Source organism: Rhizobium sp. TBD182, assembly GCF_001950375.1.
Taxonomy (GTDB): Bacteria; Pseudomonadota; Alphaproteobacteria; order Rhizobiales; family Rhizobiaceae; genus Agrobacterium; species Agrobacterium tumefaciens.
In genome coordinates this window covers 39,085-63,859 of record NZ_BDLN01000006.1, presented here as the reverse complement: position 1 = coordinate 63,859, position 24,775 = coordinate 39,085, and the positions used below count along the sequence as shown (strand labels likewise).

At 58.3% G+C, this 24,775-nt stretch carries 27 protein-coding genes; 16 read left to right on the top strand and 11 right to left on the bottom strand.

Translation table 11 applies throughout. The features are described from left to right. Positions 1 to 84: 84 nt before the first annotated feature. From T18_RS18075 to T18_RS18065, 3 genes are read right to left on the bottom strand one after another with little or no spacing between them, the layout of a single operon-like run. Positions 85 to 960, bottom strand: coding sequence for a carbohydrate ABC transporter permease (locus T18_RS18075; RefSeq protein ID WP_013761392.1), 876 nt, complete (start codon positions 958 to 960; stop codon positions 85 to 87). After that, positions 953 to 1,906 carry a carbohydrate ABC transporter permease gene (locus tag T18_RS18070; protein ID WP_003517854.1) on the bottom strand — a complete coding sequence of 318 codons (954 nt, stop codon included), beginning with the start codon at positions 1,904 to 1,906 and terminating at the stop codon, positions 953 to 955. The genes T18_RS18075 and T18_RS18070 overlap by 8 nt, the downstream gene beginning before the upstream one ends. 6 nt (positions 1,907 to 1,912) lie before the next feature. Then, the gene (locus tag T18_RS18065) at positions 1,913 to 3,202 is read right to left on the bottom strand and encodes an ABC transporter substrate-binding protein (RefSeq protein ID WP_038493795.1); all 1,290 of its coding nucleotides are present in this window, start codon (positions 3,200 to 3,202) and stop codon (positions 1,913 to 1,915) included. Between the two features lie 119 nt (positions 3,203 to 3,321). Between T18_RS18065 and T18_RS18060 the strand changes: the two genes are divergently transcribed. From T18_RS18060 to T18_RS18005, 13 genes are all read left to right on the top strand, one after another. Continuing rightward, the gene (locus T18_RS18060; RefSeq protein WP_003517856.1) at positions 3,322 to 4,020 is read left to right on the top strand and encodes a TetR/AcrR family transcriptional regulator; all 699 of its coding nucleotides are present in this window, start codon (positions 3,322 to 3,324) and stop codon (positions 4,018 to 4,020) included. A gap of 245 nt (positions 4,021 to 4,265) precedes the next feature. Beyond that, positions 4,266 to 5,408, top strand: a complete 1,143-nt coding sequence (locus T18_RS18055) for a Gfo/Idh/MocA family protein (protein WP_003517858.1) — start codon at positions 4,266 to 4,268, stop codon at positions 5,406 to 5,408. 10 nt (positions 5,409 to 5,418) lie between these two features. Then, positions 5,419 to 6,582, top strand: coding sequence for a dihydrodipicolinate synthase family protein (locus tag T18_RS18050; protein WP_019566457.1), 1,164 nt, complete (start codon positions 5,419 to 5,421; stop codon positions 6,580 to 6,582). A gap of 51 nt (positions 6,583 to 6,633) precedes the next feature. Further along, on the top strand, positions 6,634 to 7,455 hold the full coding sequence (locus tag T18_RS18045; RefSeq protein ID WP_013761396.1) for a sugar phosphate isomerase/epimerase family protein: 822 nt from the start codon (positions 6,634 to 6,636) through the stop codon (positions 7,453 to 7,455). 20 nt (positions 7,456 to 7,475) lie between these two features. After that, the gene (locus T18_RS18040) at positions 7,476 to 8,711 is read left to right on the top strand and encodes a Gfo/Idh/MocA family protein (RefSeq protein ID WP_038493798.1); all 1,236 of its coding nucleotides are present in this window, start codon (positions 7,476 to 7,478) and stop codon (positions 8,709 to 8,711) included. A 479-nt stretch (positions 8,712 to 9,190) separates the two neighbouring features. Further along, entirely contained in the window at positions 9,191 to 9,400 is a 210-nt protein-coding gene (locus tag T18_RS18035; protein ID WP_003517872.1) for a cold-shock protein, read from the top strand. A 110-nt stretch (positions 9,401 to 9,510) separates the two neighbouring features. Continuing rightward, positions 9,511 to 9,801, top strand: coding sequence for a hypothetical protein (locus tag T18_RS18030; protein ID WP_019566459.1), 291 nt, complete (start codon positions 9,511 to 9,513; stop codon positions 9,799 to 9,801). A gap of 27 nt (positions 9,802 to 9,828) precedes the next feature. After that, positions 9,829 to 10,065 carry a 30S ribosomal protein S21 gene (gene rpsU / locus T18_RS18025; RefSeq protein WP_003517876.1) on the top strand — a complete coding sequence of 79 codons (237 nt, stop codon included), beginning with the start codon at positions 9,829 to 9,831 and terminating at the stop codon, positions 10,063 to 10,065. Between the two features lie 30 nt (positions 10,066 to 10,095). Beyond that, complete coding sequence (locus T18_RS18020) at positions 10,096 to 10,311, top strand: hypothetical protein (RefSeq protein ID WP_003517878.1); 216 nt, start codon at positions 10,096 to 10,098, stop codon at positions 10,309 to 10,311. Positions 10,312 to 10,458: 147 nt separating this feature from the next. Then, positions 10,459 to 10,743, top strand: coding sequence for a hypothetical protein (locus T18_RS18015; RefSeq protein ID WP_038493802.1), 285 nt, complete (start codon positions 10,459 to 10,461; stop codon positions 10,741 to 10,743). Positions 10,744 to 10,833: 90 nt separating this feature from the next. Next, positions 10,834 to 10,974, top strand: a complete 141-nt coding sequence (locus T18_RS27195) for a hypothetical protein (RefSeq protein WP_003517881.1) — start codon at positions 10,834 to 10,836, stop codon at positions 10,972 to 10,974. 639 nt (positions 10,975 to 11,613) lie between these two features. After that, positions 11,614 to 11,907, top strand: coding sequence for a hypothetical protein (locus T18_RS18010; RefSeq protein WP_013761399.1), 294 nt, complete (start codon positions 11,614 to 11,616; stop codon positions 11,905 to 11,907). A gap of 13 nt (positions 11,908 to 11,920) precedes the next feature. Next, positions 11,921 to 12,232 carry a hypothetical protein gene (locus T18_RS18005; RefSeq protein WP_038493805.1) on the top strand — a complete coding sequence of 104 codons (312 nt, stop codon included), beginning with the start codon at positions 11,921 to 11,923 and terminating at the stop codon, positions 12,230 to 12,232. Positions 12,233 to 12,500: 268 nt separating this feature from the next. Here T18_RS18005 and T18_RS18000 read toward each other — a convergent pair whose 3' ends face one another. Further along, on the bottom strand, positions 12,501 to 13,598 hold the full coding sequence (locus T18_RS18000; protein ID WP_019566461.1) for an acyltransferase family protein: 1,098 nt from the start codon (positions 13,596 to 13,598) through the stop codon (positions 12,501 to 12,503). Positions 13,599 to 13,907: 309 nt separating this feature from the next. On the opposite strand from T18_RS18000, the gene T18_RS17995 reads away from it, so the two are divergent. Beyond that, positions 13,908 to 14,144, top strand: coding sequence for an acyl carrier protein (locus tag T18_RS17995; RefSeq protein ID WP_003517889.1), 237 nt, complete (start codon positions 13,908 to 13,910; stop codon positions 14,142 to 14,144). A 16-nt stretch (positions 14,145 to 14,160) separates the two neighbouring features. Here T18_RS17995 and T18_RS17990 read toward each other — a convergent pair whose 3' ends face one another. From T18_RS17990 to T18_RS17975, 4 genes are all read right to left on the bottom strand, one after another. Beyond that, positions 14,161 to 16,119 (bottom strand): MacB family efflux pump subunit, encoded by a 1,959-nt coding sequence (locus T18_RS17990; protein WP_019566462.1) that lies wholly within the window; start codon positions 16,117 to 16,119, stop codon positions 14,161 to 14,163. A 3-nt stretch (positions 16,120 to 16,122) separates the two neighbouring features. Beyond that, a complete protein-coding gene (locus tag T18_RS17985) occupies positions 16,123 to 17,346 on the bottom strand; it encodes an efflux RND transporter periplasmic adaptor subunit (RefSeq protein WP_019566463.1) in 1,224 nt (407 codons plus the stop codon). 22 nt (positions 17,347 to 17,368) lie between these two features. Continuing rightward, positions 17,369 to 17,665 carry a hypothetical protein gene (locus tag T18_RS17980; RefSeq protein ID WP_038495763.1) on the bottom strand — a complete coding sequence of 99 codons (297 nt, stop codon included), beginning with the start codon at positions 17,663 to 17,665 and terminating at the stop codon, positions 17,369 to 17,371. Positions 17,666 to 17,791: 126 nt separating this feature from the next. Beyond that, positions 17,792 to 18,457, bottom strand: coding sequence for a hypothetical protein (locus T18_RS17975; protein ID WP_038495766.1), 666 nt, complete (start codon positions 18,455 to 18,457; stop codon positions 17,792 to 17,794). 203 nt (positions 18,458 to 18,660) lie between these two features. On the opposite strand from T18_RS17975, the gene T18_RS17970 reads away from it, so the two are divergent. Continuing rightward, entirely contained in the window at positions 18,661 to 19,392 is a 732-nt protein-coding gene (locus T18_RS17970; protein WP_193559229.1) for a response regulator, read from the top strand. Then, the gene (locus T18_RS17965) at positions 19,389 to 20,651 is read left to right on the top strand and encodes an ATP-binding protein (RefSeq protein WP_038493808.1); all 1,263 of its coding nucleotides are present in this window, start codon (positions 19,389 to 19,391) and stop codon (positions 20,649 to 20,651) included. Before T18_RS17970 ends, T18_RS17965 begins: the two co-directional genes overlap by 4 nt. A 45-nt stretch (positions 20,652 to 20,696) precedes the next feature. On the opposite strand, the gene T18_RS17960 is transcribed toward T18_RS17965, so the two are convergent. The 3 genes from T18_RS17960 to T18_RS17950 all read right to left on the bottom strand — a co-directional run bounded on the left by T18_RS17960 (position 20,697) and on the right by T18_RS17950 (position 24,730). Continuing rightward, positions 20,697 to 21,791, bottom strand: coding sequence for a glycoside hydrolase family 105 protein (locus T18_RS17960; protein ID WP_019566467.1), 1,095 nt, complete (start codon positions 21,789 to 21,791; stop codon positions 20,697 to 20,699). Then, entirely contained in the window at positions 21,778 to 23,349 is a 1,572-nt protein-coding gene (locus T18_RS17955) for a glycoside hydrolase family 28 protein (RefSeq protein ID WP_038493811.1), read from the bottom strand. Before T18_RS17955 ends, T18_RS17960 begins: the two co-directional genes overlap by 14 nt. A gap of 112 nt (positions 23,350 to 23,461) precedes the next feature. Then, positions 23,462 to 24,730: an ABC transporter substrate-binding protein gene (locus tag T18_RS17950; RefSeq protein WP_038495769.1), complete on the bottom strand. Its 1,269-nt coding sequence runs from the start codon at positions 24,728 to 24,730 to the stop codon at positions 23,462 to 23,464. Between the last annotated feature and the right edge of the window lie 45 nt (positions 24,731 to 24,775).

The following is a 24,775-nucleotide window of genomic DNA, read 5'->3' as shown; positions in this document are numbered from 1 at the left end:
TTTCTCCCGACCGTCGCGCTGCAGACAAGGCAGCCGCGACGGTGTTGATGTTCTGCAATTCGTTTTCGGTCCCGTTTCGTCCGTTCAGCGTTTCATTCCGGTGGTAGCGATGCCTTCAATCAGCAGCCGCTGGAAGAACAGGAAGAACAGGAAGACCGGTACCAGCGACAGGTTGGACATGGCGAAAAGCGACGTCCAATCCGAGCTGCCGGTGGAATCCACGAAGGATCTGAGGCCGAGCTGCACGGTGTAGGTGTTGATGTCGTTCAGATAGATCAACGGACCGAAGAAATCGTCCCAGGTCCAGATAAAGGAAAAGATCGCGGCCGTTGCCAGAACCGGCAGAGAGAGGGGCAGCATGATCTTCCAGTAGATGCGGAAGGGCGAGCAACCGTCCATCACCGCTGCCTCATCCAGCTCACGCGGAATACCCCGGAAGAACTGCACCATCAGGAAGATGAAGAAGGCGTCGGTTGCCAGATATTTCGGCACAATCAGCGGCAGCGACGTATTCACCCAACCCATTTCCAGAAACAGGATATATTGCGGGATGAGCACAACGTGATAGGGCAGCATCAAAGTGCCGAGCATCAGCGCGAACCAGAAATTACGCCCACCGAACCGCAGGCGGGCGAAAGCGAAGGCGGCAAGCGAGCAGCCAACGACGTTGCCGATGGTGGCGAGCACCGAGATGAAGAACGAGTTCCAGAAGAATTGCCCGAAACTGACCTGAAGCCCGGTCCAGCCGCGAATATAGCCGCCGAAATCAACCGACGAAGGAATGAGCGAGGAGGAACCGAACAGCTCGTCCTGCGGGCGGAACGAACCCGAAATCATCCACAGGATCGGATAAAGCATCGCAAAGGAGGCAAGGATCAGCGCCGCATGCAGCAAAACCGACATTAGCGGCGAGCGTTGCGGGCCTTGTCCCGGCCGGGGAGCGGTAACAGCGTCAGTCATCGTAATGCACCCAGTATTTCGCGCTGAGGAACGAGAAGGCCGTGAACAGCGCGATGATGATCACAAGAATCCAAGCAAGCGCCGAGGCATATCCCATGCGGAAGAAACCGAAGGCTTCCTGATAGAGATAGAGCGTATAGAACAGCGTCGAGTTGATCGGCCCGCCCGTGCCTTCGGAAATGATGAAGGCGGGCGTGAAGGCCTTGAAGGCATCGATCGTCTGGATCACGGCGTTGAAGAAGATCACCGGCGTCAACAGCGGCAGCGTAATACGGAAGAACTGCCGCATCTTGCTCGCGCCGTCGATATCGGCGGCCTCGTACATATCCTGCGGGATTTGCCGGAGCCCTGCGAGGAAGATGATCATTGGCGAGCCAAACTGCCAGACGGACAGGATCACCAGCGTGTAGAGCGAGTAGTCCGGATTGGAAATCCAGCTCGGCCCCTCATAACCGAAAACCTGCCACAGGACCATGTTGACGAGGCCATCTGACGCGAAAAGCTGCCGCCAGAGAACAGCGATCGCCACGCTGGAACCGAGCAGCGACGGCAGATAGAAGATCGCCCGGTAAAGCGTGAGCCCCTTTATGCCGCGATTGAAGGCGAGCGCCACCAGCAGTGCAAAAATCAGCTTCAACGGCACCGAAAGCAGCACATAGGTAAAGGTGACCTGCATGGCGGCTGCGAATTTAGGGTCGGCAGTGGCGATGCGCACATAATTGGCCGCCCCCACCCAGTCCGGGGATTGAAGCAGGTCATAATTGGTGAAGGACAGATAAAGCGACACCAGCGCAGGCCCGAGGGTAAGACCGAAGAAACCGATCAGCCACGGCAGGAGAAACAGGTATGCGTGAACGTTGCGGTCCAAAAGCCGCTTCACGCCTGCCCGCTTCGGGAGAGCCGCGCCACGGCTCTCCTCCACGAGAGTTTCAGATCGAAAGGCCATCTGCCATCACTTCCGTTTAATGACGGTTTCGGATTCCTTGACGAGCCGGTCACCACCCTCAGCCGCCGAAATCTTGCCGAAGCCGATCTCTTCCGCTGTACGTTTCAGGACGAAGGCGAATTCGCCTGCACCCGGAGGGGGTGCCGGCGGCAGATCGCCAACGCCGGGGGTAATCTCGGCAATATATTCCACCATGCTCTTGCTGACGGCATCGAGCTTGGCGGTCAGCGCGTTACGCATCGCTTCCGATGCCGGAACGCCGCGCTCAACACCCAGAACATCGACGCCCTGTGGTTCGGCAACGAGAAAGTTGATGAAACCGACCGCCTGCTCGATGCCGGCACTGCCATTGGCGACGCTGATGAGCATGGATGGTTTCAGGTAGTGACCGGAAGGACCATCCTTCTTGCTTTTCGGATAGGAGGTCATAGCCAGCTTGGCTTTGTTGAGCGCCTGATAACCGACAAACTGGTTGGAATGGGCAAATGCCGTTGCCGCCTTGCCCGTCGTCAGCGCGTTGGTTTCAATATTCAACTGGTCGAGCGCCTGAATATCGGCCGGCACGCATGCACCGCTCTTGCGCAAATCCGCCCACATGGTGAACCATTTGGTCGCGTCGGTCGGATCAAAACCGATACCGCCATCCTGTGTGTAGAGTGATTTGCCGTTCTGACGCAGCCAGTTCTCGAAGCTCGGCTCGACGCCGCTGGCATCGGCCGTGGCGTAATAGCCGGGCTTGGGCTTGTTCTTGCTGAGCTTGGCGGCGTTTTCGGCAAACTCTTCCCAGGTCTGCCCGATCGCTGGCGGGGTCGCGCCGGATTTTTCCCAAGCCGCCTTGTCGAAGAAGACAGCGCTGGAATTCACGCCAAGATTAACCCCGTAAAGCTTGCCGTCGACCCGACCGGAGTCGATGTTCATCTTGCCGAAATCTTCTATCTTCAGGCCCTTGCCAATATAGTCATCAAGGGGAGCAAGGGCGCCGCGCCGGCCATATTCGAAGATGTAGCGATAATCCATCTGGATCAGATCAGGCGCGTTGCGGCCTGCCACCTGCGTGGCAAGGCGCGGCCAGTAGTCGCTCCAGCCGGCAAATTCCCCGGCAATATCGAGATCCGGCTTGATTTGCTTATATGCGGCGATCGCCTTATTGGTGCGATCCGCACGCTCCTGCGATCCCCACCACAACATACGCAGCCGCGCGGCCTGAGCCTGCGCCGAACCACCTCCCAATGTTGCGAGTGAAAGGGCCGCAAGCCCTGCTGAAAGCACACTTCTCCTGTGAAGCATCACGGGCATTGGCAACTCCTCCCTAATTGACTGCCAAATTGATGATGGGGGTAAACGACTATTGCCGTTTTATAACTAATTGGTTACATGGGAACACCGATCGCCAACATTGTCAAGCGGGTGCTAAGATGGACGAAACGACGAAAAACCAGCTGCCCGATCCGGCCGTCGAGGAAACGCCTGCCCCCAAGCGCAAACGCGGGGCGGCACAGGTGCGAAACCCGGAGAGAACACGCGCCGCCATTCTTGAAGCCGCCCGCCGCGAGGTGGCCGCGAAGGGCTTGGCGGGCGCGAGAATCGATGTCGTGGCGCGGCGCGCCGGCACCAACAAGCGGATGATCTACCATTATTTTGGCGACAAGGACGCGCTTTATCTCGCCGTTCTGGAGGACGCCTATCGCCATATCCGCCACACCGAACGGCGGCTGGACCTGACCCGCAAGGCGCCTTCGGAAGGCTTGCGGGAACTCGCGCTTTTCACCTGGCATTATTTTCTGGATCACCCGGAATTTCTGAGCATTCTCGCAACAGAAAACCTCAACAAAGCCCGTTATCTCAGGCAATCCGCTACGATTGCGGCGATGCATTCGAACTTCATCTCCGAGCTTGAGGACGTGCTGCGGCGCGGCCGCGATACTGGCGAATTCCGTGACGGTCTCGATCCGATCGACGTCTATCTGACGATCGCCTCGCTCGGCGCCTTTTATCTTTCGAACCGATTCACGCTGTCGACGATCTTCCAGCGCGACCTGACCGACCCCGCCGAACTTGAACGCTGGGGCCAGCATATCGTCGATACCCTGCTTGCTGCGGTGCGGCCGGTCTGAGCCGTAAAAACCGAATTTCCCTTTAACAACAGCGACGACGCGCCATTCGCATCCGCGAAGCGCGTCGTTTCCTTTTGCGGCGCGGCACAAACCCGTGATTTCTGCCGCCGCAAGTGCATGTGAATTTCCTGCCAAAAACACCTTGACAGATCGCATCCTTCACGACCACAAATAACCAAATGGTTACAAATTGCCATGTTTGACGGAAGCGGCTTTCGGGAAAAGGCCGCCTTGGGAGGAAATTCATGAAACGTATCGGCGTCATCATGCACGGCATCACCGGCCGCATGGGTTACAACCAGCACCTCGTGCGCTCCGTTCTCGCCATTCGCGATCAGGGCGGCGTGGTTTTGAAGAGCGGGGAAAAGGTCATGCTCGACCCCATTCTGGTCGGCCGAAACGGTGCGAAAATCGAGGAAATCGCTAAAAAGCACAATGTCGCGCGCTGGACGACCGACATCGACGCCGCCCTTGCGAACCCGGATGACACGCTTTTCTTCGACGCCGGCACGACGCAGATGCGTGGCAGCCTGCTCGAAAAAGCCATCAAGGCGGGCAAGAACGTCTATTGCGAAAAGCCGATTTCCGACAGCGTGGCAGAGGCGCTGGCAATTGCCAGACTGGCCGAAAGCGCCGGTATCAAACACGGCGTGGTGCAGGACAAGCTGTTCCTGCCCGGCCTTCGCAAGCTGGCGATGCTGCGTGACAGCGGCTTTTTCGGCAAGATCCTCTCGGTGCGCGGCGAGTTCGGCTATTGGGTTTTCGAAGGCGATTGGCAGCCGGCGCAGCGTCCTTCGTGGAATTACCGCCTGAAGGATGGCGGCGGTATCATCCTCGATATGCTGTGCCACTGGCGTTATGTGCTCGATAATCTATTCGGACCGGTGAAATCCGTAAGTTGCCTCGGCGCCACCCATATCCCCGAGCGTTTCGATGAACAGGGCCACGCCTATGCGGCGGATGCCGACGATGCCGCCTACGCCACCTTCGAGCTGGAAGGCGGCGCCATCGCCCATATCAACTCTTCCTGGGCGGTGCGTGTGCGCCGCGATGATCTCGTCACGTTTCAGGTTGATGGCACGCATGGTTCGGCCGTGGCGGGTCTCACTAAATGCTGGACCCAGCACCGCACCAATACGCCGAAACCGGTGTGGAACCCTGACCAGCCCCAGACCATCGATTTCTACAAGACCTGGCAGGAAGTGCCTGACAACGTCACTTATGACAACGGTTTCAAGGCGCAGTGGGAAATGTTCGTGCGTCACCTCGTCGACAACGACCCATGGCCCTATGGGCTGATGGAGGGCGTGAAGGGCGTGCAATTGGCCGAACTGGGGCTGAGATCATGGAAGGAACGCCGCTGGCTCGACGTTCCCGCACTTTCCTGAGGAGGCGACAGTGAGCGAACTCAAGCTTCCAAAGGACGACCGCAGCATCGAGGTCTACAGGCTATCAGGCGCGCCGGTCGCCATTGAGAAACGAAGTGCGGCGGATTTCAATCGTGTCGCCTTCGCCGCCGCCCATGTGGTGGCCGATCCCCTCGCCGACAACGATCCATGGTTGACGCCCGCCATCGACTGGGACGCTACCCTGCGCTTCCGCCACCGCCTTTGGGACCTCGGCCTGGGTGTTGCGGAGGCCATGGATACGGCCCAGCGCGGCATGGGACTGGCGTGGCCGCAGGCGCAGGAACTGATCTCCCGTTCGCTGAAGGAAGCGGCCACCCGCAAGGATGCGCTGATCGCCTGCGGCGTCGGCACGGATCATCTTGAGGGCGGCGGATATGACCTGAACCAGATTATCGACTCCTACCTGGAACAGCTTGATTTTGTTCAGGGAGAAGGCGGGCGCGTGATCCTGATGGCAAGCCGGGCGCTCACCGCTGCCGCCCGCTCCCCGGACGATTATCTCAAGGCCTATGCCAGGGTCCTTTCCCGTGCCGAGAACAAGGTGGTTATCCACTGGCTGGGAGAAATGTTCGATCCTGCGCTTGAGGGCTACTGGGGTGCCCGCGACCATATGGCGGCGATGGACACCTGCCTTGCCATGATCGAGGAGAATGCAGACAAGATCGACGGCATCAAGATTTCGCTTCTATCCAAGGAAAAGGAAATCGTCATGCGCCGTCGCCTGCCCGCTGGTGTTCGCATGTATACCGGCGACGACTTCAATTATGCCGAGCTGATCGCCGGTGACGAAAAAGGTCATTCGGACGCGTTGCTCGGCATTTTCGATGCCATTGCTCCGGCGGCATCCAAGGCGCTCGCCAGCCTGAAGCGCGGTGCGGATAATGAATTCTTCGACATTCTGGAGCCAACGGTGGCGCTTTCACGCCATATCTTCAAGGCGCCGACCCGCTTTTACAAAACCGGCGTGGTGTTTCTCGCCTATCTCAACGGCTTGCAGGACCATTTCACCATGGTTGGCGGGCAGGAAAGCGCCCGCTCCACGCGGCATTTCGCCGAGCTTTTCCGGCTGGCGGACAAGGCCAATGTGCTTGCCGAACCGGATGTGGCGACGCATCGCATGAAGCAGTTTCTGGCTGTCAGAGGCATTGGTTAAGCGCGAGAGCGAAGGTGGCTGGAGGCCTTCGCAAAAGGGAGGAGTACCGTTATGGGCGTTGAGGGCCTTTCAATAAATTTTGCCACCGTGCGGCAGGGACGTTCCTTCGGGGCAATCGTGGATGCATGCCTTGCGCATGGCATCACCACCATCTCGCCCTGGCGCGAGCAGGTTCACGCTGCAGGCCTTGCTGAAGCAGCACGCATTGTCGAGCAGAACGGCCTTCGTCTCAGCGGCCATTGCCGGGGCGGCTTTTTCCCCGCCCCCGATGCAGAAGGCCGCAGCCGCGCCATTGAGGACAATAAACGCGCCGTGGACGAAGCCGCCGCCATGAAGGCAGATTGCCTGGTGCTTGTCGTGGGCGGCCTGCCCGCGGGTTCTCGAGACTTGAAAGGTGCACGGCAGATGGTGGAGGACGGCATGGCCGAACTTCTTCCCTATGCGAGGGCAGCCGGCGTGCCGCTCGCCATTGAACCGTTGCATCCCTTTTATGCCGCCGACCGCGCCTGCTTCAACACTTTGAAACAGTCGCTCGACCTCTGCGACCGGCTGGGTGCCGGAACCGGTGTGGCCATCGACGTCTATCACGTCTGGTGGGACCCGGAGCTGGAGGAACAGGTGGCGCGCGCCGGGCGAAACGGGCAGATACTGGCACACCATATCTGCGACTGGCTGGTGCCGACCACCGATCCGCTCAACGATCGCGGCATGATGGGCGATGGCGTGATTGACCTGAAGGCATTTCGCGCCATGATCGAGGCCGCCGGCTTTTCCGGTCCGCAGGAAGTCGAGATTTTTTCGCATCGTTGGCAGGCACGCCCGGTGGACGAGGTTCTGTCCACCGTCGTCGAGCGTTTTAAAACCGTTTGTTGATTGGGTTCGGGAGTAAGGAAATGCCTGAAAGGGTGAAACGCAAACGTTATGCACTGGTCGGCACCGGCAATCGTGGCACCACCATGTGGGGGCGCGAACTTCTGGCCGGGTGGAGCGACTATGTCGAACTGGTCGGCATTTGCGACCTGAACCTGATGCGCGCAGAACGGGCCCGCGCCATGATGGGGTCGGCCGCTCCGCTTTACGACGACTTCGACCGGATGATGGCCGAGCAACGCCCGGAACTGGTAATCGTCTGCACGCCCGACGATACTCATGACGACATCATTATCCGCGCGCTCGAGGGCGGTGCCGATGTCATCAGCGAAAAACCCATGACCACCACCCCGGAAAAGATTGACCGCATCCGCGCGGCGGAGGCCGAAAGCGGCCGCCGCGTCGACGTTTCCTTCAATTATCGCTTTTCACCGACGGCGGCGCGCATGAAGGAGCTGATCGACGACGGCGCGATCGGCACCGTTACCTCGGTAGATTTCCACTGGTATCTCGATAACCAGCACGGTGCGGATTATTTCCGCCGCTGGCACGCTTTCACCGAACATTCAGGCAGCCTGTTCGTCCACAAGGCCACACACCACTTCGATCTTCTGAATTGGTATCTCGATTCCGACCCGGTGGAAGTGAAGGGCTTTGGGCAATTGCTGCATTATGGCAAGAACGGACCGTTCCGGGGAACGCGCTGTCGTACCTGTCCGCACAAGGACGAGTGCGACTATTTCATGGATCTCGGGGCCGACCCGTTCCTGGACGCGCTTTACGAGGACCCGTCGACTGTGGATGGCTATATGCGTGACGCCTGCGTCTTTCGCGAGGAGATCGACATCCCCGACACGATGAGTGCCTCGATTCGCTATGCGAACGGCGTGCAGGTCTCCTATTCGCTCAATACCTATATGCCGATCGAGGGACACCACATCGCGTTTAACGGCCATAAAGGACGCATCGAGATGCGCCAATATGAAAAGCAGCCGTGGACTGAGCCCCCAGCCGACGAAATACTGCTGGTAAAAAGTTTCGGTGGCGGTGTCGAGCGTATCTGGGTGCCGCATGAGCCGGGCGGCCATTATGGCGGCGACAATCGCATGCGCGACATGATCTTCAAGCCCGGTTCGAACGACCGGCTGCGGCAGCGGGCGGGTTCGCGCGCCGGCGCCATGTCCGTGCTCTGCGGCGTAGCCGCATTGAAAAGCGCCCGCGAGGGTGGTGCAGCGGCGGTGAAATCCCTGCCCATCTAGATATTTTCGGCCTGCGGTGCTTTCAACGTCGGTCCGCAGGCCGCAATTGCCAAAAAAGAACGGATAACATTCTGCAGATTACGCGCTTCCTCCATACCGGTAAAACGACGATCGGGGGAAGAAAGAGTTAATCATGTCCAGTTTCGAATCCTTCATTCCGCTCATCATCATCGGCACCAGCCTGATCCTTTTTTTCAAATGGGTGGGGCGTGATATGAACAGGGAAGAGAAAAAACCGAAATCGCGCCGCTGACGCAGGAAGAGACATCGGAACCGGCAAGTGCAATCGCCAGATGGCGCATTTTTCCGCATCGGCCCATTGCAAAATCAAAAATTGAGGCTATATTCGGCAAATCGACAATTGCTTGTGACGTCGCTCCTGGGACTCTACGTTCCCGTCGGATTTCCTCTCAAATAATCGATCTAATTCCGCAAGGTATCGCGGAAACCAACAACGATTACTACGAAAGGAAATCGTTATGAACACTGGTACTGTAAAGTGGTTCAACGCCACCAAGGGCTTCGGCTTCATTCAGCCTGACAACGGCGGCACGGACGTTTTCGTTCACATTTCGGCTGTTGAGCGCGCAGGTCTGCGTTCGCTGAACGACGGCCAGAAGATCACCTACGACATCGTGCAGGACCGCAAGTCCGGCAAGAGCTCAGCTGACAACCTTCGCGCAGCTTGATTTGTCATCGGCCCCGCTGGCTACGCATGTACCAGCAGTGGCGCTGAGTGATTGTGAGAGGTCGGGTTAAATCCCGGCCTTTTGTTTTTTTTGGCCATGGGGAGGCTCTCATGCGCAAAAATCCTTATCGTTCCGGCGATGCTATCTTTCTGAAGGCGGGCGTACTTGGGGCCAACCAGCCCAAAGGTCCAGGCCGGGTCGTAACGGCTCTGCCAGAGACACAACAAGGTGCGGTTCGCTACAGGGTGCGTTTCCAGCACGAGAACTTCGAACGTAATATAGCGCTCGATGAAATCGATGTGGTTGCGTCTTCATCGCGGCCCGTGGAAATCGAAGGCTCGTCTTCGCGCGTTGCGGGATCGAGCTGGATCAATTCGAATACGATCAGAATCAAAAAATAGCAGCGATGGCTGCGTTAAGGAGATAAGTTGCAGGTACTCGTCAGGGATAACAATGTAGAGCAAGCCCTCCGCGTCTTGAAAAAGAGGATGCAGCGCGAGGGTATCTTCCGTGAGATGCGCGCACGGGAATCTTACGAAAAGCCGTCGGAAAAGCGTATCCGCGAAGAAGCCGAAGCTGTGCGCCGCCACCGCAAGATGGCGAAGAAAAAATTGCAGCGCGAGGGATTGCTTCCTGCTCCCAAAAAGGTTGCCCGCGCTCGATAACTTTCAATTCGCTCCGCAAAGGAGAATGCCATGACCGCGACTAAAGAGGCTGTTTTCAAACCCGGAAAGCTGTCCTCGCAGGACAAGGCATCCATAACGGACAAGGCGGCGAAACAGATCATAACCGCCGAATCCGACCAGCGCGCCAAGAAGACGGAACGGCTTCGCCAACTTCGCGAAGCTCAGGAGGCGGCAATCGCCGCCCCTCCACCCACCCGCACCAAAAAGTCATCCGGCAAGAAATAACCCGGTTGCACTTTTTGACGTCGTCTTTCCGAAAAACTTCTTGAACCTGATACGCAACAGGCGCACGCTTCGCCTGTCAGCAATCCGCTGAAGAGTGCTGGTGTTTGAGGGCAGAGTGTCCTCGCCCCCAAACGAAAGGAGGACGAGATGTCTTCCGACTTTTATTCATCAAGCCTTTCACGGAACCTCGTCCGCACCGGCGGTTTGGGTTACCGGGAAAACGCATCGCTTCGCCTGCTTCTCAGTGCCGCCGAAGAAACAGCAATGCGCCTAGATCAGGTTCGCGGCGCATCCTCCGGCTTTGCGGCGTTTCCTGATTTTGGCCTCCAGCCCGACATGGTGCGGAGAACCTTCTACGCAGGGCGTATCCGCCTCTCCAAACCGACCCTTCCCTTCGGGAAACTTCCGCTTAACGGACTGCCTTTCCCCTGACGATGAAACCGCCCCGCAGCCTGCCTGCGGCGCGCGATCATGCCCCGGACCACACAATATCCAATATCTGTTCAATACCAGGAGGACACCATGGCCAAGGGTCAAGTACGCAGCAACAAAGAAGTCCGCAAACCGAAGAAGGACAAGACGAAAGCTCCGGCTGCGGCACCAGCTGCCGGCACGCAGGTCAAGTTCGCAAACTCCACAACTGCGGATGGCAAGAAGAAGTAGGATTGTTCCGGACAGCCCGCTCATAACAGCGCGACGCCCCGGCACGAATTGCCAAACCGCGACCCGATACACAAAGGGTCGCGACAAATAAAACATATAATGGAAATGCGGACTTGTTTTGGCCACATTGCTCTTCTAGAAAGTTCATACAGCAACTGCTGGTGAGCGCAAAATATGTCGTTCGCAGTTGTTTCCGTCGCTTTAGACTTTTGACCACGGATGTACTGGCACTGGTGTTAATGGCGATATGAGGAAGGTCGGTGCAATATTGCCCCGGCCTTTTTTGTTGTCTGCCTTGGTGAGATAAAGAATGTCGCCGCACCGGTCACATACTCGTCAGGGGCTATGGAATTAACTTGCCTATTGCGCGCAAAAAGCGCACCCTTCCCCATCGGTACTTAAAGGGCGTTACCGCCGTCAGGCATCCTTGCCGTCTCAAGCCCCATTTGCACATGCCTCCCGTCTACAGCGCCCCGTGCGGAATTTCCCAGGGCGCGTTGAGGCACATGCCCCCCGAAAACCGGCAACGGTCATCGACCGCACCGGCGTATCGTTTCGAAGCGTTGGAGCGTCCCGTGCAGCCTTTTAAGGGCGCGCGCGAGGCTTCGGCTTTCTGAACCAGTAAGAAAAGAGGCCATCATGTCTTCTGCGCCCCGTAACTGCCTGATCTCCTCTCAAGATCTCGAAATGCTCCAATTGGTCCTCGAGAGCATCGGTTTTAATCACCTTTCCGACGATGATGACAAAAAGCTCCATAACAGAGCCGCCCGCAAGGTTATTGAATTATATCAGGATGGTTTGACCGATCCGGCAGACCTCACCGACGAAATGCGTTTCCTGTTCGGCGTGCAGAAACACGACCGCATCAAGCCGTGGAAGCCGCTCCCCCGATATGCAATCCAGGGCCTGCCACTGCTTTACCACCGCCATTGAGGGGAGAGAGCAGATGCGCGAATATATCATGGTCAGCACCGGCCTGTGGCTGGGGCTATTTCTGACCTGGTACCTCGTCACCATGTACGATACGGCGGATAGCGTCTTTACGGCGAGAACCGTTCCGTCGCTACCGCTGCTTCTGACATCGGCCGAATGCGAGACCCAGTTCGGCATTCTTTTTTCGATGACCGAAAAGCTTTTGAAGGCAGGCGGGCCGATAGTTCCCGACGACTTGCGAAAGAACATAGAGCATTGCATTTCTTCCGATGAGGCAAGCCGCCTGAAACTCAAAGACAATCAACTTATCCGGCTTTTCCCCTGAAGCGCCTCCCGAAGCGGACGGTGTTCGCCAAAATCACTGGTAACAATAATGACTTGGCAAATGAGATATATCAGGAGAAACTGATTTAGTCGGACATCAGTCCGAGAGTTTGCGTCTGCGTGGAGGGTGAGTATGACGTATGACTGGAGCGGCCGCAGAATGCGCCGCATGCGTGCCGCGAAACTGACGATCATCAGTCTGGTCGCGGCCTTTGTTATCACGGCTCCAATCTTCGCGCATTACTGAAGCCTGCAGCGACAAGACGCGATCACACGGGTTGCCCGACCCCTGCCCGCTTTCTCAGGCGACCTTTGAGCCATGTCTGCACTGGCTGATCAAAATGGACCGTCAGGTACCATGACAGACACGTCGTCCCTATCAGGAAAGCGACACCGACCGGCAAAGCGATGTTTTCCCTATCAACGGCAGGCATCAGAAAATCCGTCCAGGCCAGCAGCGGAATATGCAGCACATAGACGGCGTAGGAAGCTGTGCCGAGAAACGTCGACAAGATTCCCACCCTGCGACCCGGCACTATCCTGCTGGCTACGAACAATACCGTCGGCCAGACGAGCAGAACCACCGCGAGATCAAAGAAGGGCCGAAGCTCACGCGAAATTGGCACGGCGAGGATGACGCAGACCAGCATAAGACAGAGGGCCGCCTGGATGGGCTTCAGCTCGGTTATGCGATTGCGGAAGCGGTAAACCAGCACGCCTGCGAAAAACGAGAAAAACACCCTTCCCATGCCGGCATACATTTCGTGCCATCGAAACCCCGCATGCAACTTCCCAAACTCAGCAGCCGCCACGACAAGGACGCAGGCGCTGACAGCCAGCACCACGATTGTCTGTTTCGTAGTCGCCCGCACACCCCACCGGCCATAAACCGCATTCACCACCAGCTCGTTGAAAAGCGACCATGCCGGACTCACCAGAAACAATGCGCCGTTCAATGTAAGCGTGAAGGGTGCCGGAACGAAAAGAAGCCCGGTCAACAACGCTATCGCCAGCTCACCGGGATTGATGTGGCGATGAAGATCATCGATCGGCGTCGGCAGGCCCAACAGGTAGAGGCAAATGAAATAGGACGCCATCAACGCCAGCCCCAGCCCATACAGTGGATAAAGTCGCGCAAGGCGCGCCTTCATGAAGAAGCCTGGCGTAATCGCCCCTTCGCGCAGTTTCATGCTGTAGGCATGCGCCAGCACAAAACCGCTCAAGGCGAAGAACAAATCGACGGCGAGATAGCTCGAAGCGTCGTCTCTCCCGAAAAACTGTTCGGCATGGCGATGTACGATGAAGAGCGCAGCTACGCCCCTTATGCCATCGAGCAATATGAAGCGTTCCGGGGAAGACTGGACCATGGGCGTTGATGCTCGACAGGACTGGATTATAATTACTTCACGAAAACGAGGTTTACAGCGCAGCGGTTCATCGCATCCAGTCAAAAACTGTTCAACGTCAAACATACCCCGAATTCTTATGGGCAATTCCCCATGAGCCACGCTCTTTCGCAGCCGTCAAAGGCATGCTACGTCCGAATGTCATCGATGCTTTGACCTTCTGACTCTGTGTACCACGCCTCGCAAAAACCGGTTTCGATTTTAGCAAGTGTCCTGGGCGCAAATTCAAACGGGTTGTTCGGCGGCAAACAACTTTCGCGGAGTCCCACCATGTCCACCATCGCCGACCGTATTAAAAAAATCATCGTTGACCAGCTTGGCGCAGATCCCGGCACGGTTGTCGATGACGCCAATTTTGTCGACGATCTCGGTGCCGATTCCCTCGAAGTGGTTCAGGTTGTCATGGAAATCGAGGAAGAATTCGGAGTGGAAATCCCCGATTCGGCCGCAAGCACAATCCTGACCGTTGGCGACGCCATCCGCTTCATCGAAAAAAACAAGGCTTGACCGGCAGCGGCGGATATCAACCCGCCGACAGGGCCGCAACAGGATCGAGGTTCGATGCGTTGCGGGCCGGCAGATAGCCGAAAACGACGCCTATCAGTGTCGAGCAGACGAAGGCAGCAATGATCGACACCGTGGAATAGACCATGGCGAAATTGCTGCTGAAGGCGGAGAAAAGCGCCCCGAAGCCGAAGCTGCCCAAAATTCCCAGCGTTCCGCCGATGATGCAGACGAGCACTGCCTCGATCAGGAACTGGCGCAGTATATCACTGCGCCGTGCGCCGACTGCCATGCGCACGCCGATTTCCGATACACGTTCGGAAACGGAAACGAGCATGATGTTCATCACCCCGATGCCGCCGACCAGAAGCGAAATCACCGCGATCGCCGCAACCAGCAGCGTCATGGTCTGTGTTGTACTGGTGATGGTCTGGCGAATATCGTCAGTGTTGAGAATGTAGAAATCCCGCGTTCCATGCCGCTGGGTGAGAAGAACCGTCACCGCCTGTTCGGCAATTGCGGCGTCAATATCGTCACTCACCTGCACCGTGATGCTGCGCAGCGACAGGCTGCCGAGAAAGCGTGACTGGACGGCAGTATAAGGCAGATAAAGTGAAAGGTTCTGGCTTGAACCGAAACCGCCCTGCTGCGCCTGCGTGATGCCGACGATGCGGGCCGGCACCTTGCCGATGAGAATGACCTGACCGATGGGGCTGCCGTCGAAATCCGCAAACAACGATTTGCGGGTGTTCTCATCAATCACCACCTCCTGGGCTTTCTGCGCGACGCTTGCGGCATCGAAAAAGCGCCCTTGTGACAGCTTCGTGCCCTTGGCGACGAAATACCGCTCGCTGACACCATTCACAAGCGCATTCGCCTCCTTCGCGCCGAAACGCACCGTACTGGAGGTCGAGACCGTGGGCGTCACAGCCGCGACATAGGATTGTTTGGCAAGTGCCTCGGCGTCGGAGACGACCAGCGTGGTGATCTTGCCCGACCTTATGTCGCCAAAATCCTTGCCCGCGAAGATTTCCAGCGTGTTGGTGCCGAGGCTTGAGATATTCTGCAGCACGCGCTGCTGTGACCCCTGCCCCAGCGCCACGACGCTGATGACCGAGGCGATGCCGATGATGATACCGAGCATGGTGAGAAAGCTGCGCAGCTTGTGCGCCTGCATCGACAGGAGCGCCATGCGCAATGCCTCCCGCAGCGAGGATGCGAGACCAGCGAGACTGGAGGCCCCGCCGGAAACCATAGAGGGTTTGGCGTCACCCTTCCGAACCGGCGCGGCATCCGCCCCGCGGTCGGAAATGATGGCGCCGTCGCTGATTTCGATGATCCGTTCGGCACGTCGTGCAATTGACATATCGTGCGTGACGATAATGACAGTGCGCCCTTCGGCATGCAGCTCGTCGAGGATGCGCAACACCTCGTCGCCGCTCGCGCTGTCGAGCGCACCGGTCGGCTCGTCGGCAAGAATGATTTCGGCATCGTTCATAAGGGCGCGCGCGATGGAAACGCGTTGCTGCTGGCCGCCGGAAAGCTGGCCCGGACGATGATCGAGGCGGTCCGCCATGCCAAGGCGACCGAGCAACCTGGCGGCATCGCTCCTGCGATCGCTTTGTGACTTTCCGGCGTAGATCGCCGGAATTTCGACATTGCCGAGCGCTGTCAGTTCGACAAGCAGATGGTAACGCTGGAAAATAAAACCGAGGTTTTCTCGCCGCAATTCCGAAAGCTGGTCTGCATCGAGATCGCCCGTCTCCCGGCCCCTGATGATGTAGCTCCCTGAGGTCGGCCGGTCGAGGCAACCGAGAATATTCATCAGCGTCGACTTGCCCGATCCGGAAGCGCCAACGATCGCCACCATCTCGCCGGCCTCGATGATGAGGTCGATATTCTTGAGTACGGTAATCGTACCTTCACCGGACGGATAATCCCGCCGCACGGATTTAAGGCAAATCAGAGGATCAGCCATTGTTCAAAAACCCATCGGCGGGCCACCAGGCCCCGGCACGGCGTTTTTGGTGGTGTCGATGGAAAGTTCGCCGGTCACCACGCGCTCGTTCTCGGCAAGGCCGGAACGTACTTCCGCCGTTACCTTGTCGTTCAGACCGATCTGGACCCTGCGTTCGGAAATTCTGCCATCGGTGTCTAGCACACGCACGGCATAGTCATCGTTGGCGCCCTTGCTACCAAGGGCCGCCGCCGGAACGGTTAGCACGTCCTTCGCTTCACCAAGGACGATATGGACCTCCGCCGTCATATAGGTGCGCAACTTGCCGTCCGGGTTCGGCACTTCGAACACGCCATTATAATAGATCGCCTCCGACGACGAGGTGCTGGAAGAGGACGATGTGGTCGAGGAAGACGTCGAGGAGCTGAAGCTGGAGTCGCTGCGCACTGATTCAGGCGCCGGTTCAATGGACGTAAGCGTCGCGTCGTAACGCTGCTGCGGCTCACCCAGCACCGTGAAGTAAACTGGCAAACTGGCTTTTACGCGCGTCACATCTGCTTCGGAGATTTCCGTGCGCACCGTCATCCGGTCGAGCTGGCCTAGGATCACGATTGTCGGCGCGGACTGCGTGGCGTTGACGGTCTGCCCTTCCTGACTGACGATAGACAGAACAGTGCCTTCGATGGGCGCGGTGATCCTCGTATAGCCGAGATTGGCCTTTGCCGTTTCGACAGCGACCTGTGCCTCCTCGATCTGGGCGTCGATCGCTTCGATCTGCGCCTGGGTGACTGCGAGCGCTGCAGTGGCGCTTTCGAAATCCGCACGGGAGGCGGCATTTTTCGACACCATTTCCTGTTGGCGGACAAGGCTCTGGCGGTTGAGAACAAGTGTCGCCTGCTTTTCCACCCGCTGCGCCTTCACGTTTGCAAGCGCTGCCAGCGCCGTGCGCAGGCTGTTATTCTGGGTAACGGAATCGATCTCGGCAATGAGATCGCCCGCCTTGACCGTATCTCCAAGTGCGACCTTGACGGCGGTGATGCGACCGGAGGCCTGCGCGCCGACGGCCACCAGACGAACGGGTTTGAGCGTTCCAGTCGCCAGAACAGTCTGCTCGATATCACCGCGCTTCACAGACGAGGTGATATAACCGGGCGTTGCGGCCCGCGTATATTGTGACGAAAACCAGTAGCCACCCAGGACGAGCGCGACAACCGTCAGCGCCACACCTGCTTTGCGAACCATTTTCATCGTCCTGTCCTGTCCGGCCGGTCTACTCAAAAGAAGAAACCGACCTCATGTCGTGTTTCACTAGGATGAAGCCGTTGTCTGCTTCGATCCATTCATAGGCGGCAACAGACTTTCTGGCGGATGCCTTGCGGCAGGTGTCGTGACGACGCTTGCCGTGTGCATTTTCGCGCCGTTCCTTGGCACAGACGGGTTGGTGCCACTGTTCTTCCTGCCGGGATTTCGCCGCCGGATCTCGCATCGGCCTGTCACCGGCCGCAGCGACCGACCAGACGAAGCTCAAACCAAAAACCGTCGCCAGCATCAGGTAGAAATATCTCATCATCATCTTCTCGCTTGAAAATCACGCGGGGGATCGCAGGCGAGCGATCCCCCGGCTTCAGCCGTTTCCGGCTGATTTCCTCCTTTGCTGGGGGGCTATTAAAGGAGGAAACTTTGAAGAGTGGCGTCAGCCCCGCTCTGCCTGAGGCAGCGGCGGCATCCTGTCGCCATGCGGAGGCTCGATGCGACGGTCTCGTGCACGGCCATCATGCGGGACGGGAGGCGGAGGCGGCATCAATGCGCGTTCGAGTTCAGCAAGCTTCTGCACCTGCTGCGGCGAAAGTTTTGGTTTCAGCGTAGCCGCTGCGTCCTGAAGTGCTTTAGCCTGTTCTGCCTTTTTCATTGTGATGCCGGCCAGTTCCTCACCGGCAAGACGAGGCTCTAGCCCCGTCGCACCCGGTCCCTTCGGCGGCAATGGCTTGAGTTCCGAAGTGGGCAAAACAAGATCGATCAGCGCAGTGGTATAGGCGCGCCACGGACCAAGCTGTTCAGGTGTGACGCCGAGATAGATTTCCGCTGCCGAAAGTTTCGTCGCCAACCCCAATATATCCGGGCCCAATATATCCGGCCCCATCATATCCGGGCGTAGCATCTCAGGCCCGGCCATCTTGCGGCCATGCGGCAGCCTTTGCTCCGGACCACTATTCGAACCGAAGTCAGGACTGGCCAGCGGCGGCATGGCCTGTTCCGATGCCTGCGGCACTGGTTCACCCTGCTCCGCAGCCCGGGAGGTGGCCGAAGCGCCAAGAACAGTTGTCACGACGACGGCGGTGGCGATTAGAGCGTTTCTCATCTTACCTTCCTTTTCGTTTTCCAACCTGAGAAGACGATAGGAGCTAAGCGTTTCCGGCTTTGGTCCCAATGTTGCGGGTCTTGTTCCACGCGCGGCCTATTTGTAACCGAATGTTGCCAGAGCGGCCGCAGCAAGCTTTCGTTGCAAAAATCCGCCGTTTCTTTGCTCCGCTTATGTATAGTGGCATCAAAAGGTTGGATGATATGGCGACAGTTTCGGTGACACATATTTTGATCGTGGATGATGATCCGGAGATACGTACATTGCTCGCGAAATATCTCGGCTCGCAGGGGTTTCGCGTTTCTATGGCAGCCGACAGGCGTGAGTTCGAAGAACAGTTCGCCTGCTCCGATCCCGATCTCATCGTGCTCGACGTGATGCTGCCGGATGGTTCCGGCCTCGATATCTGCCGCGATCTCCAAGGCCGCCGGCCGCGCACGCCCGTCATTCTCCTGACAGCGCTCAAGGAGGATGTCGACCGGATCGTTGGGCTGGAAATTGGCGCCGACGACTATCTTGGCAAACCCTTCAATCCGCGAGAACTGACGGCGCGGATCAAGGCCGTGCTGCGCCGCGCAGTACCTCAGGAAGTACCTCGCGGCTCATCCACCGCTTATGGTTTTTCGGACTTCACCGCCGATCCGGAACAGCGCTCCGTCATCCACGCCAGCGGTGAGAGGATCGAGCTGACGGGGGCGGAGTTCGATCTGCTGAAAGTCTTCCTCGACAGGCCCGGCCGGCTTCTTTCCCGCGATCAGCTGCTCGATCTTACGCAGGGCAAGGACCGCGGACCGTTCGACCGCTCCGTCGACGTGTTGATGAGCCGGTTGCGCAAGAAGCTCGAAACCGATGCCCGGGCTCCGATCTTCAAAACCGTTCGCAATGGCGGTTACCAGATGACGGTTCAGGTCAGAACCCTGCCGGTGCATCGATGAGCTCGCTCAGAAACCGTATCGCCGCACTGTTGATCGTCTCCATCATCGCGGTCATCGCGCTTGCAACTGTGGTGGCAGATCAGACATTGCAGCCGCCGCCGCCAGATGCCACCATCGAGCCCGTTGCCCGCAGCCTTGCCTTTGCCGTGACCATGGCCGAACGCGACCCCTCGCTGCAACAACCCGGCTATTTCCGCATTGAACAGAAGCCGCCTGAAGGTGATCTTGACGGAATGCTTTCGGAGTTTCTAGAAAAGGCCCTTGCACAGGTTGGCGAGCCGCGCACCGCAATTGTGATCCGCGCGCCTGGAAGTAATGCCCCGGTGGCGGCTATAGCGCTGGAAAAAAGCGGATGGCTGGTCGCGGAAATTCCGCATATGGGTCCTCCCCCGGGCGGCTGGAAGATTTTCGGCATGTGGATCGGGCTGATCATTCTTGGCAGTGCTGCTGTTTCCATCTTCGCCGCCAGAAAGATCACCCGCCCCCTCGACATGCTGGAAAACGCCGCTGCAAGCATCGGACCCGATGGTTCGCTACCCCATTTGTCGGAAACAGGTCCGGGTGAAATCCGCGCCACGGCGCGGGCCTTGAACGAACTCGCCCGCCGCCTGAAGGCGGCAATGGAAAGCCGAATGCGCCTCGTCGCAGCCGCTGGCCATGACTTGAGAACCCCAATGACCCGCATGCGTCTGCGGGCAGAATTCATCGAAAACGACGAAGAGCGGGGCAAATGGCTGGCGGACCTCGAGGAACTGAACGCCATCGCGGATAGCGCCATTCTGCTTGTGCGCGAGGAAGTGAGCCAGGATACCGTCAAGATGATCGATATCGGCAGGCTTCTCGGCGAAATCGTTAGCGAACTTTCTGATCTCGGTTACGCTGATGCGCTCGACTTTATGAAACCGGAAGCCGCCATGATCATCAAGGCCGCTCCACTTGCGCTTAAAAGAGCCTTGCGCAACCTCATCCTCAATGCCGTCACCCATGGCAAAACGGCACGGATCGATCTAACCGAGGACGAGAGCGAGGTCGTCGTTACAATCCGCGATGAAGGCCCTGGCATTCCGCAGGAACTGATCGGCCGGATTTTCGAGCCCTTCTTTCGGGTCGATCTCGGGCGGCGAAAGTCGATCCCTGGTGTGGGGTTGGGTCTAGCCATCGCCAGAGAAATCATCGAGCGCTTCGGTGGCACGATCACAATCGCGAACCACAAAAAACAGGGCCTGATCCAGACGGTGATCTTGGCAAAAGTGGCATGATCTCATGCCACAAAACACCCTGTGCCCGTTAAGATGACCGCGCCGTCATGCCAAAAGCAGGCTTTCGGCATAGGCCATCATCAGCGGCCCGACGCCTTTGGCGTCATCGGATACAACCGGCTCGGTCAGGTAATAATCCGGAGACCCATCGCGATAATTGCCCTCGAAACCGCCGAGGCCCGCGACATGCACGATGCCGGTGAGACGGACGATACCCTTTTCGTCCACCTTGAGCTGTCTCTCAAGCAGGGCCTCAAGCGCGGACCGGCCCGCCGAAAGAGCCGCATTTGCTTCCTCTCCCTGCAAAAGCCCCAACCGCGCAGCCCGCAGTAAGGCATAGGCGAACATCGCCGAAGCGGAGGTTTCCTCGTAGTTTCCGGCAAGATCCGGTTTGTCCAGAACCTGCATCCAGAGACCGGTTTTAGTCTGCCGGGCAACAATACCGGCCAGAAGCAGGCCCGCGCGTTCCCGAAGTCCGATCGTTGCGCCATCAGCCGGCAACATCACCAACGCATCGACCAGCGCCATGGCGAGCCAGCCGACGGCGCGGGCCCATACCGCCGGGGATTGGCCGCTCACGGGATCGGCCCAGCGCTGGTTGCGGCTTTCGTCATAACCATGGACATAGAGCCCACCGGCATCCGCCGTCAGCGTGAGTGCGGTTGAGAATTGCTGTAGCGCATCGTCGATAAGTTCGGCGTCACTAGTCGCCTGCGCATATTCGATCTGGAAAGGAAGTCCCATATAAAGGCCATCCAGCCAGACCTGATGCGGATAACGCTTCTTGTGCCAATAATTACCGGCGCCCGTACGCGGATGGCTGCGGAGTTGGCCCGCAAGATGTTCCGCCGCAGCGAGATAACGTGGATCGCCCGTTTCCGCTGCCAGAGGAAACAGAATGCGACCGGCGAGGATGTGATCGATATTGTATTCCTGCGGATCGTAACCGGCGAGCACTCCGTCTGCCGCTATCTGGGTGTCAGCCAGACGATGCAGATGTTCGTTCCAGCGCCGGTCGCCGGTCGCTTCGAACAGGTGCTGCAAACCCCGATAAACACAGCCATCCTCATAACACCAGCTCCCGCCCTTGTAGTGCCTATAGCGGCTGGAGAATTGATCAAAATAATCAGTGGCTTTCATGGGTTTTCTCGATTGAAATCTGTGAGTGGGAAACGGCAGAGGCGCTCAGCAGCGCAGGATCGTCGCAAATGATTTCAGCCTGTTCGAAAACGATCCCCTCATGCAGCATGGGGCGCACCCCATCGGCCATGATCGGCGGTGTGGCCACGGCTACAGGATCACGCGAGACGATTGTGAGATTGCGAATGGCGATATTGCGGATTGGGGCCTCCGCTAAACCGAGAAAGACGCCGGCGGCATGTGCCAGATGGCGGATTTCCACATCTTCGACAGTAATTCCGTCGATAAACGGGGTCCCGTCGTCGACAGGTGCAGGGTCTCGCGACTGCACCCAGCCGTCATGCCCATCGGCATCGCAATGGTAATGGGCATTGGCGGAAAGCGCGGTATGCACGCCATCCAGCAACACGCGGCGCATGGTGATATCGCTGACTGAACCGCCACGGCCCCGCCGCGTCTTGAGACGCAAGCCGCGATCCGTGCCAACCATGTCGCAGTCCTCTACGGTTACGTCATGCACGCCACCCGACATTTCCGAGCCGATCACCAGCCCGCCATGGCCGCGCTCCATCAGGCAATGGCGCACGCTGACGCCGCGTGTTTCCGCCAGATGGTCGTCCTCGCCGTTCGGCCCGCGTTTGCCTGCCTTCACAGCAATGCAATCGTCGCCCACTGAAAAGCGCACGCCTGATATCGTCACGTTGCGGCAGCTTTCCGGGTTGAAACCATCGGTATTGGGGCTGTTATGCGGAGCGCTGATTGTGAGACCCGCCGCTGTCAGGGTCTCGCACCCTTGTGGATGGACCGTCCAGGACGGTGCATTGCGAATGGTGAAACCGAAAAGCCCGACATTGCGGCAGGAGACGAGATGCAGGCCGCGCGGTCGGCGCGCGCCGTCACGGGTTTCTTTCGGCCAGCTCCACCAGTCGCCTCTGTCGCCGGAACCATCGAGGACGCCTGTGCCTTCGATCACGAGATTATCTGCGCCGATGGCATGGACCGGCGCAGCGAAACAGGCATCCGGTAGCCCTTCCCAACTGCCGAGCATGCGGCCCGTCTCATCGCGGGCAGGCAGGATCGGCCAGCCATTGCGGGTGGAGGGTGCGCGCAGCACGGCCCCTTCCGCAAGATGAAACGTCATGTCGCTTTTCAACCGCACGGGAAACGCTGTCCAGAGGCCGGCAGCAAATCGCAACGTGCCGCCCGCAGGCACGGCGGCAACTGCCTCTTCCAGAGCGCGGGCGTTGGCGCGTGCGCCGGCTTCGTCGTCAAGCGCAATATCCGGCGTCAGCGAAAATGCCGTCGCCTCGACAAGCCCCGCGCAGGGCGCTGTCCTGAACTCCAGGCTTGCGAACCCATCCGCTTCGAACAGATACCGTGTATCCGGACGCAGATCATGCAGCAGCGTCACCACGGTGGCGGTTTTTCCGGCTCGTAAATCACCATCTTGCGAAGTCAGCCGCCATGCCGTCTGCGGCAGGCGATATCGCGCACCGGGTACAGCGAGGCAAAGCGCCGCCGTTCGCGCCGAAAGCGCGATGATAGAGGGTTCGTTCATGCTCGTTTCTCGTTGTTCGTGCATGTCCCGCGAAAACAATCGGCGGGAATGCCCATGTCACCCGGCAACCGGATAAAGAGCCCGCCGCCGCAAGCGCGGCGGGCCATTGTCGTCAATCGAATTTGGCCAGAACGTCATTGGTGGTATCGATGATCTGCTCAGCCGCCTCTTCCGCCGTCAGCTGGCCATAGGCATATTCCTCCAGCGTATCGATGAAGCCGGAGCGGATTTCCGGATGTTCGTTGAAGGGCGAAACTACCGGTCCAGATGCCGCCATGACGATGGCGTTGGCGGCGCGCACTTCCGGCTCACCCTTGTCGCCCAGACGCTGCGCCGCAGCCTTGGAAGCAGGCAGGCCGCGAGACGTGCCAAGCGCATCGATGCCCTCAGGCTCGTTCAGCAGGCAGTTCAGGATTTGCGCTGCCGCTTCAGGGTTCTTCGAGTTTTTCGAGATAGAAAAGACCATGGAAGGCTTGCGATAAACGCCTTCCGTTACGGCATCGGCAAGCTTCAGCATCGGCACGGGTTTCAGCACCTGCCCATCCTTCAGGGGATCGGCATATTTCGAATAGGTGGAATCCCATTCATAGGAACCAGCGATACGGCCTTCGGACCACGACGGCTTTTCATAAAGATTGACGTTGCCATCGGCCGCTTCCTCTTTCTGGGAGCGAATGGAGCCGGTTTCCACCAGCTTGCCGACGAACGAGATACCTTCCGCCAGTTCCTCCGGCGTCCAGGCGACACGGTTGGTCTTGGGGTCGACCAGATCGTTTCCGGTTTTCTGCACCACGGCGAGTGTCACGAGAAGCTGGGCAGTCTCCTTTACGGCATTGAAGGTGTAATGATCCTTGCCGAGCTTTTCCTTGATGGTTTTTGTTGCCGCGAAGAATTCATCCCATGTCTTGGGGATTTCAACGCCAGCCTTCTCGAAGGTGGTGGCGTTGAAAAAAAACACGCGGCCGGTGGTGGAGACTGAAAGGCCCTGAAGCACCCCGTTCATAGAACCCGCTTCCAGATCCGTCTCGGCCCATTGCGAAAGATCGAGAGGTTTCAGCTGACGCAGATCAGCAAAACCTTCACCATTCTTGGAAAACAGCGGCATCCATGGCCAGTTCACCTGAACGATATCAGCCTCCGTCTTGCCTGCCATTTGCGTGGTCAGTTTTTCCAGATATCCATCGAAGCCGGTAAATTCACCTTTGACCGTGTGGCTGTATTTTTCACCGCAGGCGGCAATCGCCTTCTGAGTGGCGACATGACGGCTTTCGCCGCCCCACCACGACATACGCAGTTCCGCGGCACCCGCCGCAGGCGCAGCCACCGTGGCCAGATAGGCAGCGCCGGCCAGCATCGCCATTGTTCTCGTCATCGTCGTCATCTTCATTGTTCTTCTCCTCCTCGAAAAATCAGGCACGCTCGTCCC

What these genes read in the sequence shown, in the direction of transcription:
- T18_RS18045 (WP_013761396.1), top strand. Translation starts at nt 6,634, where the DNA reads ATGGGCGTTGAGGGCCTTTCAATAAATTTTGCCACCGTGCGGCAGGGA.
- T18_RS18005 (WP_038493805.1), top strand. Translation starts at nt 11,921, where the DNA reads ATGCGCGAATATATCATGGTCAGCACCGGCCTGTGGCTGGGGCTATTT.
- T18_RS18055 (WP_003517858.1), top strand. Translation starts at nt 4,266, where the DNA reads ATGAAACGTATCGGCGTCATCATGCACGGCATCACCGGCCGCATGGGT.
- T18_RS17985 (WP_019566463.1), bottom strand. Translation starts at nt 17,346, where the DNA reads ATGAAAATGGTTCGCAAAGCAGGTGTGGCGCTGACGGTTGTCGCGCTC.
- T18_RS18020 (WP_003517878.1), top strand. Translation starts at nt 10,096, where the DNA reads ATGACCGCGACTAAAGAGGCTGTTTTCAAACCCGGAAAGCTGTCCTCG.
- T18_RS17970 (WP_193559229.1), top strand. Translation starts at nt 18,661, where the DNA reads ATGGCGACAGTTTCGGTGACACATATTTTGATCGTGGATGATGATCCG.
- T18_RS17950 (WP_038495769.1), bottom strand. Translation starts at nt 24,730, where the DNA reads ATGACGACGATGACGAGAACAATGGCGATGCTGGCCGGCGCTGCCTAT.
- T18_RS17990 (WP_019566462.1), bottom strand. Translation starts at nt 16,119, where the DNA reads ATGGCTGATCCTCTGATTTGCCTTAAATCCGTGCGGCGGGATTATCCG.
- T18_RS18015 (WP_038493802.1), top strand. Translation starts at nt 10,459, where the DNA reads ATGTCTTCCGACTTTTATTCATCAAGCCTTTCACGGAACCTCGTCCGC.
- T18_RS17955 (WP_038493811.1), bottom strand. Translation starts at nt 23,349, where the DNA reads ATGAACGAACCCTCTATCATCGCGCTTTCGGCGCGAACGGCGGCGCTT.
- T18_RS18040 (WP_038493798.1), top strand. Translation starts at nt 7,476, where the DNA reads ATGCCTGAAAGGGTGAAACGCAAACGTTATGCACTGGTCGGCACCGGC.
- T18_RS18030 (WP_019566459.1), top strand. Translation starts at nt 9,511, where the DNA reads ATGCGCAAAAATCCTTATCGTTCCGGCGATGCTATCTTTCTGAAGGCG.
- T18_RS17975 (WP_038495766.1), bottom strand. Translation starts at nt 18,457, where the DNA reads ATGAGAAACGCTCTAATCGCCACCGCCGTCGTCGTGACAACTGTTCTT.
- T18_RS17980 (WP_038495763.1), bottom strand. Translation starts at nt 17,665, where the DNA reads ATGAGATATTTCTACCTGATGCTGGCGACGGTTTTTGGTTTGAGCTTC.
- T18_RS18035 (WP_003517872.1), top strand. Translation starts at nt 9,191, where the DNA reads ATGAACACTGGTACTGTAAAGTGGTTCAACGCCACCAAGGGCTTCGGC.
- T18_RS18010 (WP_013761399.1), top strand. Translation starts at nt 11,614, where the DNA reads ATGTCTTCTGCGCCCCGTAACTGCCTGATCTCCTCTCAAGATCTCGAA.
- T18_RS17995 (WP_003517889.1), top strand. Translation starts at nt 13,908, where the DNA reads ATGTCCACCATCGCCGACCGTATTAAAAAAATCATCGTTGACCAGCTT.
- T18_RS18070 (WP_003517854.1), bottom strand. Translation starts at nt 1,906, where the DNA reads ATGGCCTTTCGATCTGAAACTCTCGTGGAGGAGAGCCGTGGCGCGGCT.
- T18_RS17960 (WP_019566467.1), bottom strand. Translation starts at nt 21,791, where the DNA reads ATGAAAGCCACTGATTATTTTGATCAATTCTCCAGCCGCTATAGGCAC.
- T18_RS18065 (WP_038493795.1), bottom strand. Translation starts at nt 3,202, where the DNA reads ATGCCCGTGATGCTTCACAGGAGAAGTGTGCTTTCAGCAGGGCTTGCG.
- T18_RS18075 (WP_013761392.1), bottom strand. Translation starts at nt 960, where the DNA reads ATGACTGACGCTGTTACCGCTCCCCGGCCGGGACAAGGCCCGCAACGC.
- T18_RS27195 (WP_003517881.1), top strand. Translation starts at nt 10,834, where the DNA reads ATGGCCAAGGGTCAAGTACGCAGCAACAAAGAAGTCCGCAAACCGAAG.
- T18_RS18060 (WP_003517856.1), top strand. Translation starts at nt 3,322, where the DNA reads ATGGACGAAACGACGAAAAACCAGCTGCCCGATCCGGCCGTCGAGGAA.
- T18_RS18000 (WP_019566461.1), bottom strand. Translation starts at nt 13,598, where the DNA reads ATGGTCCAGTCTTCCCCGGAACGCTTCATATTGCTCGATGGCATAAGG.
- T18_RS17965 (WP_038493808.1), top strand. Translation starts at nt 19,389, where the DNA reads ATGAGCTCGCTCAGAAACCGTATCGCCGCACTGTTGATCGTCTCCATC.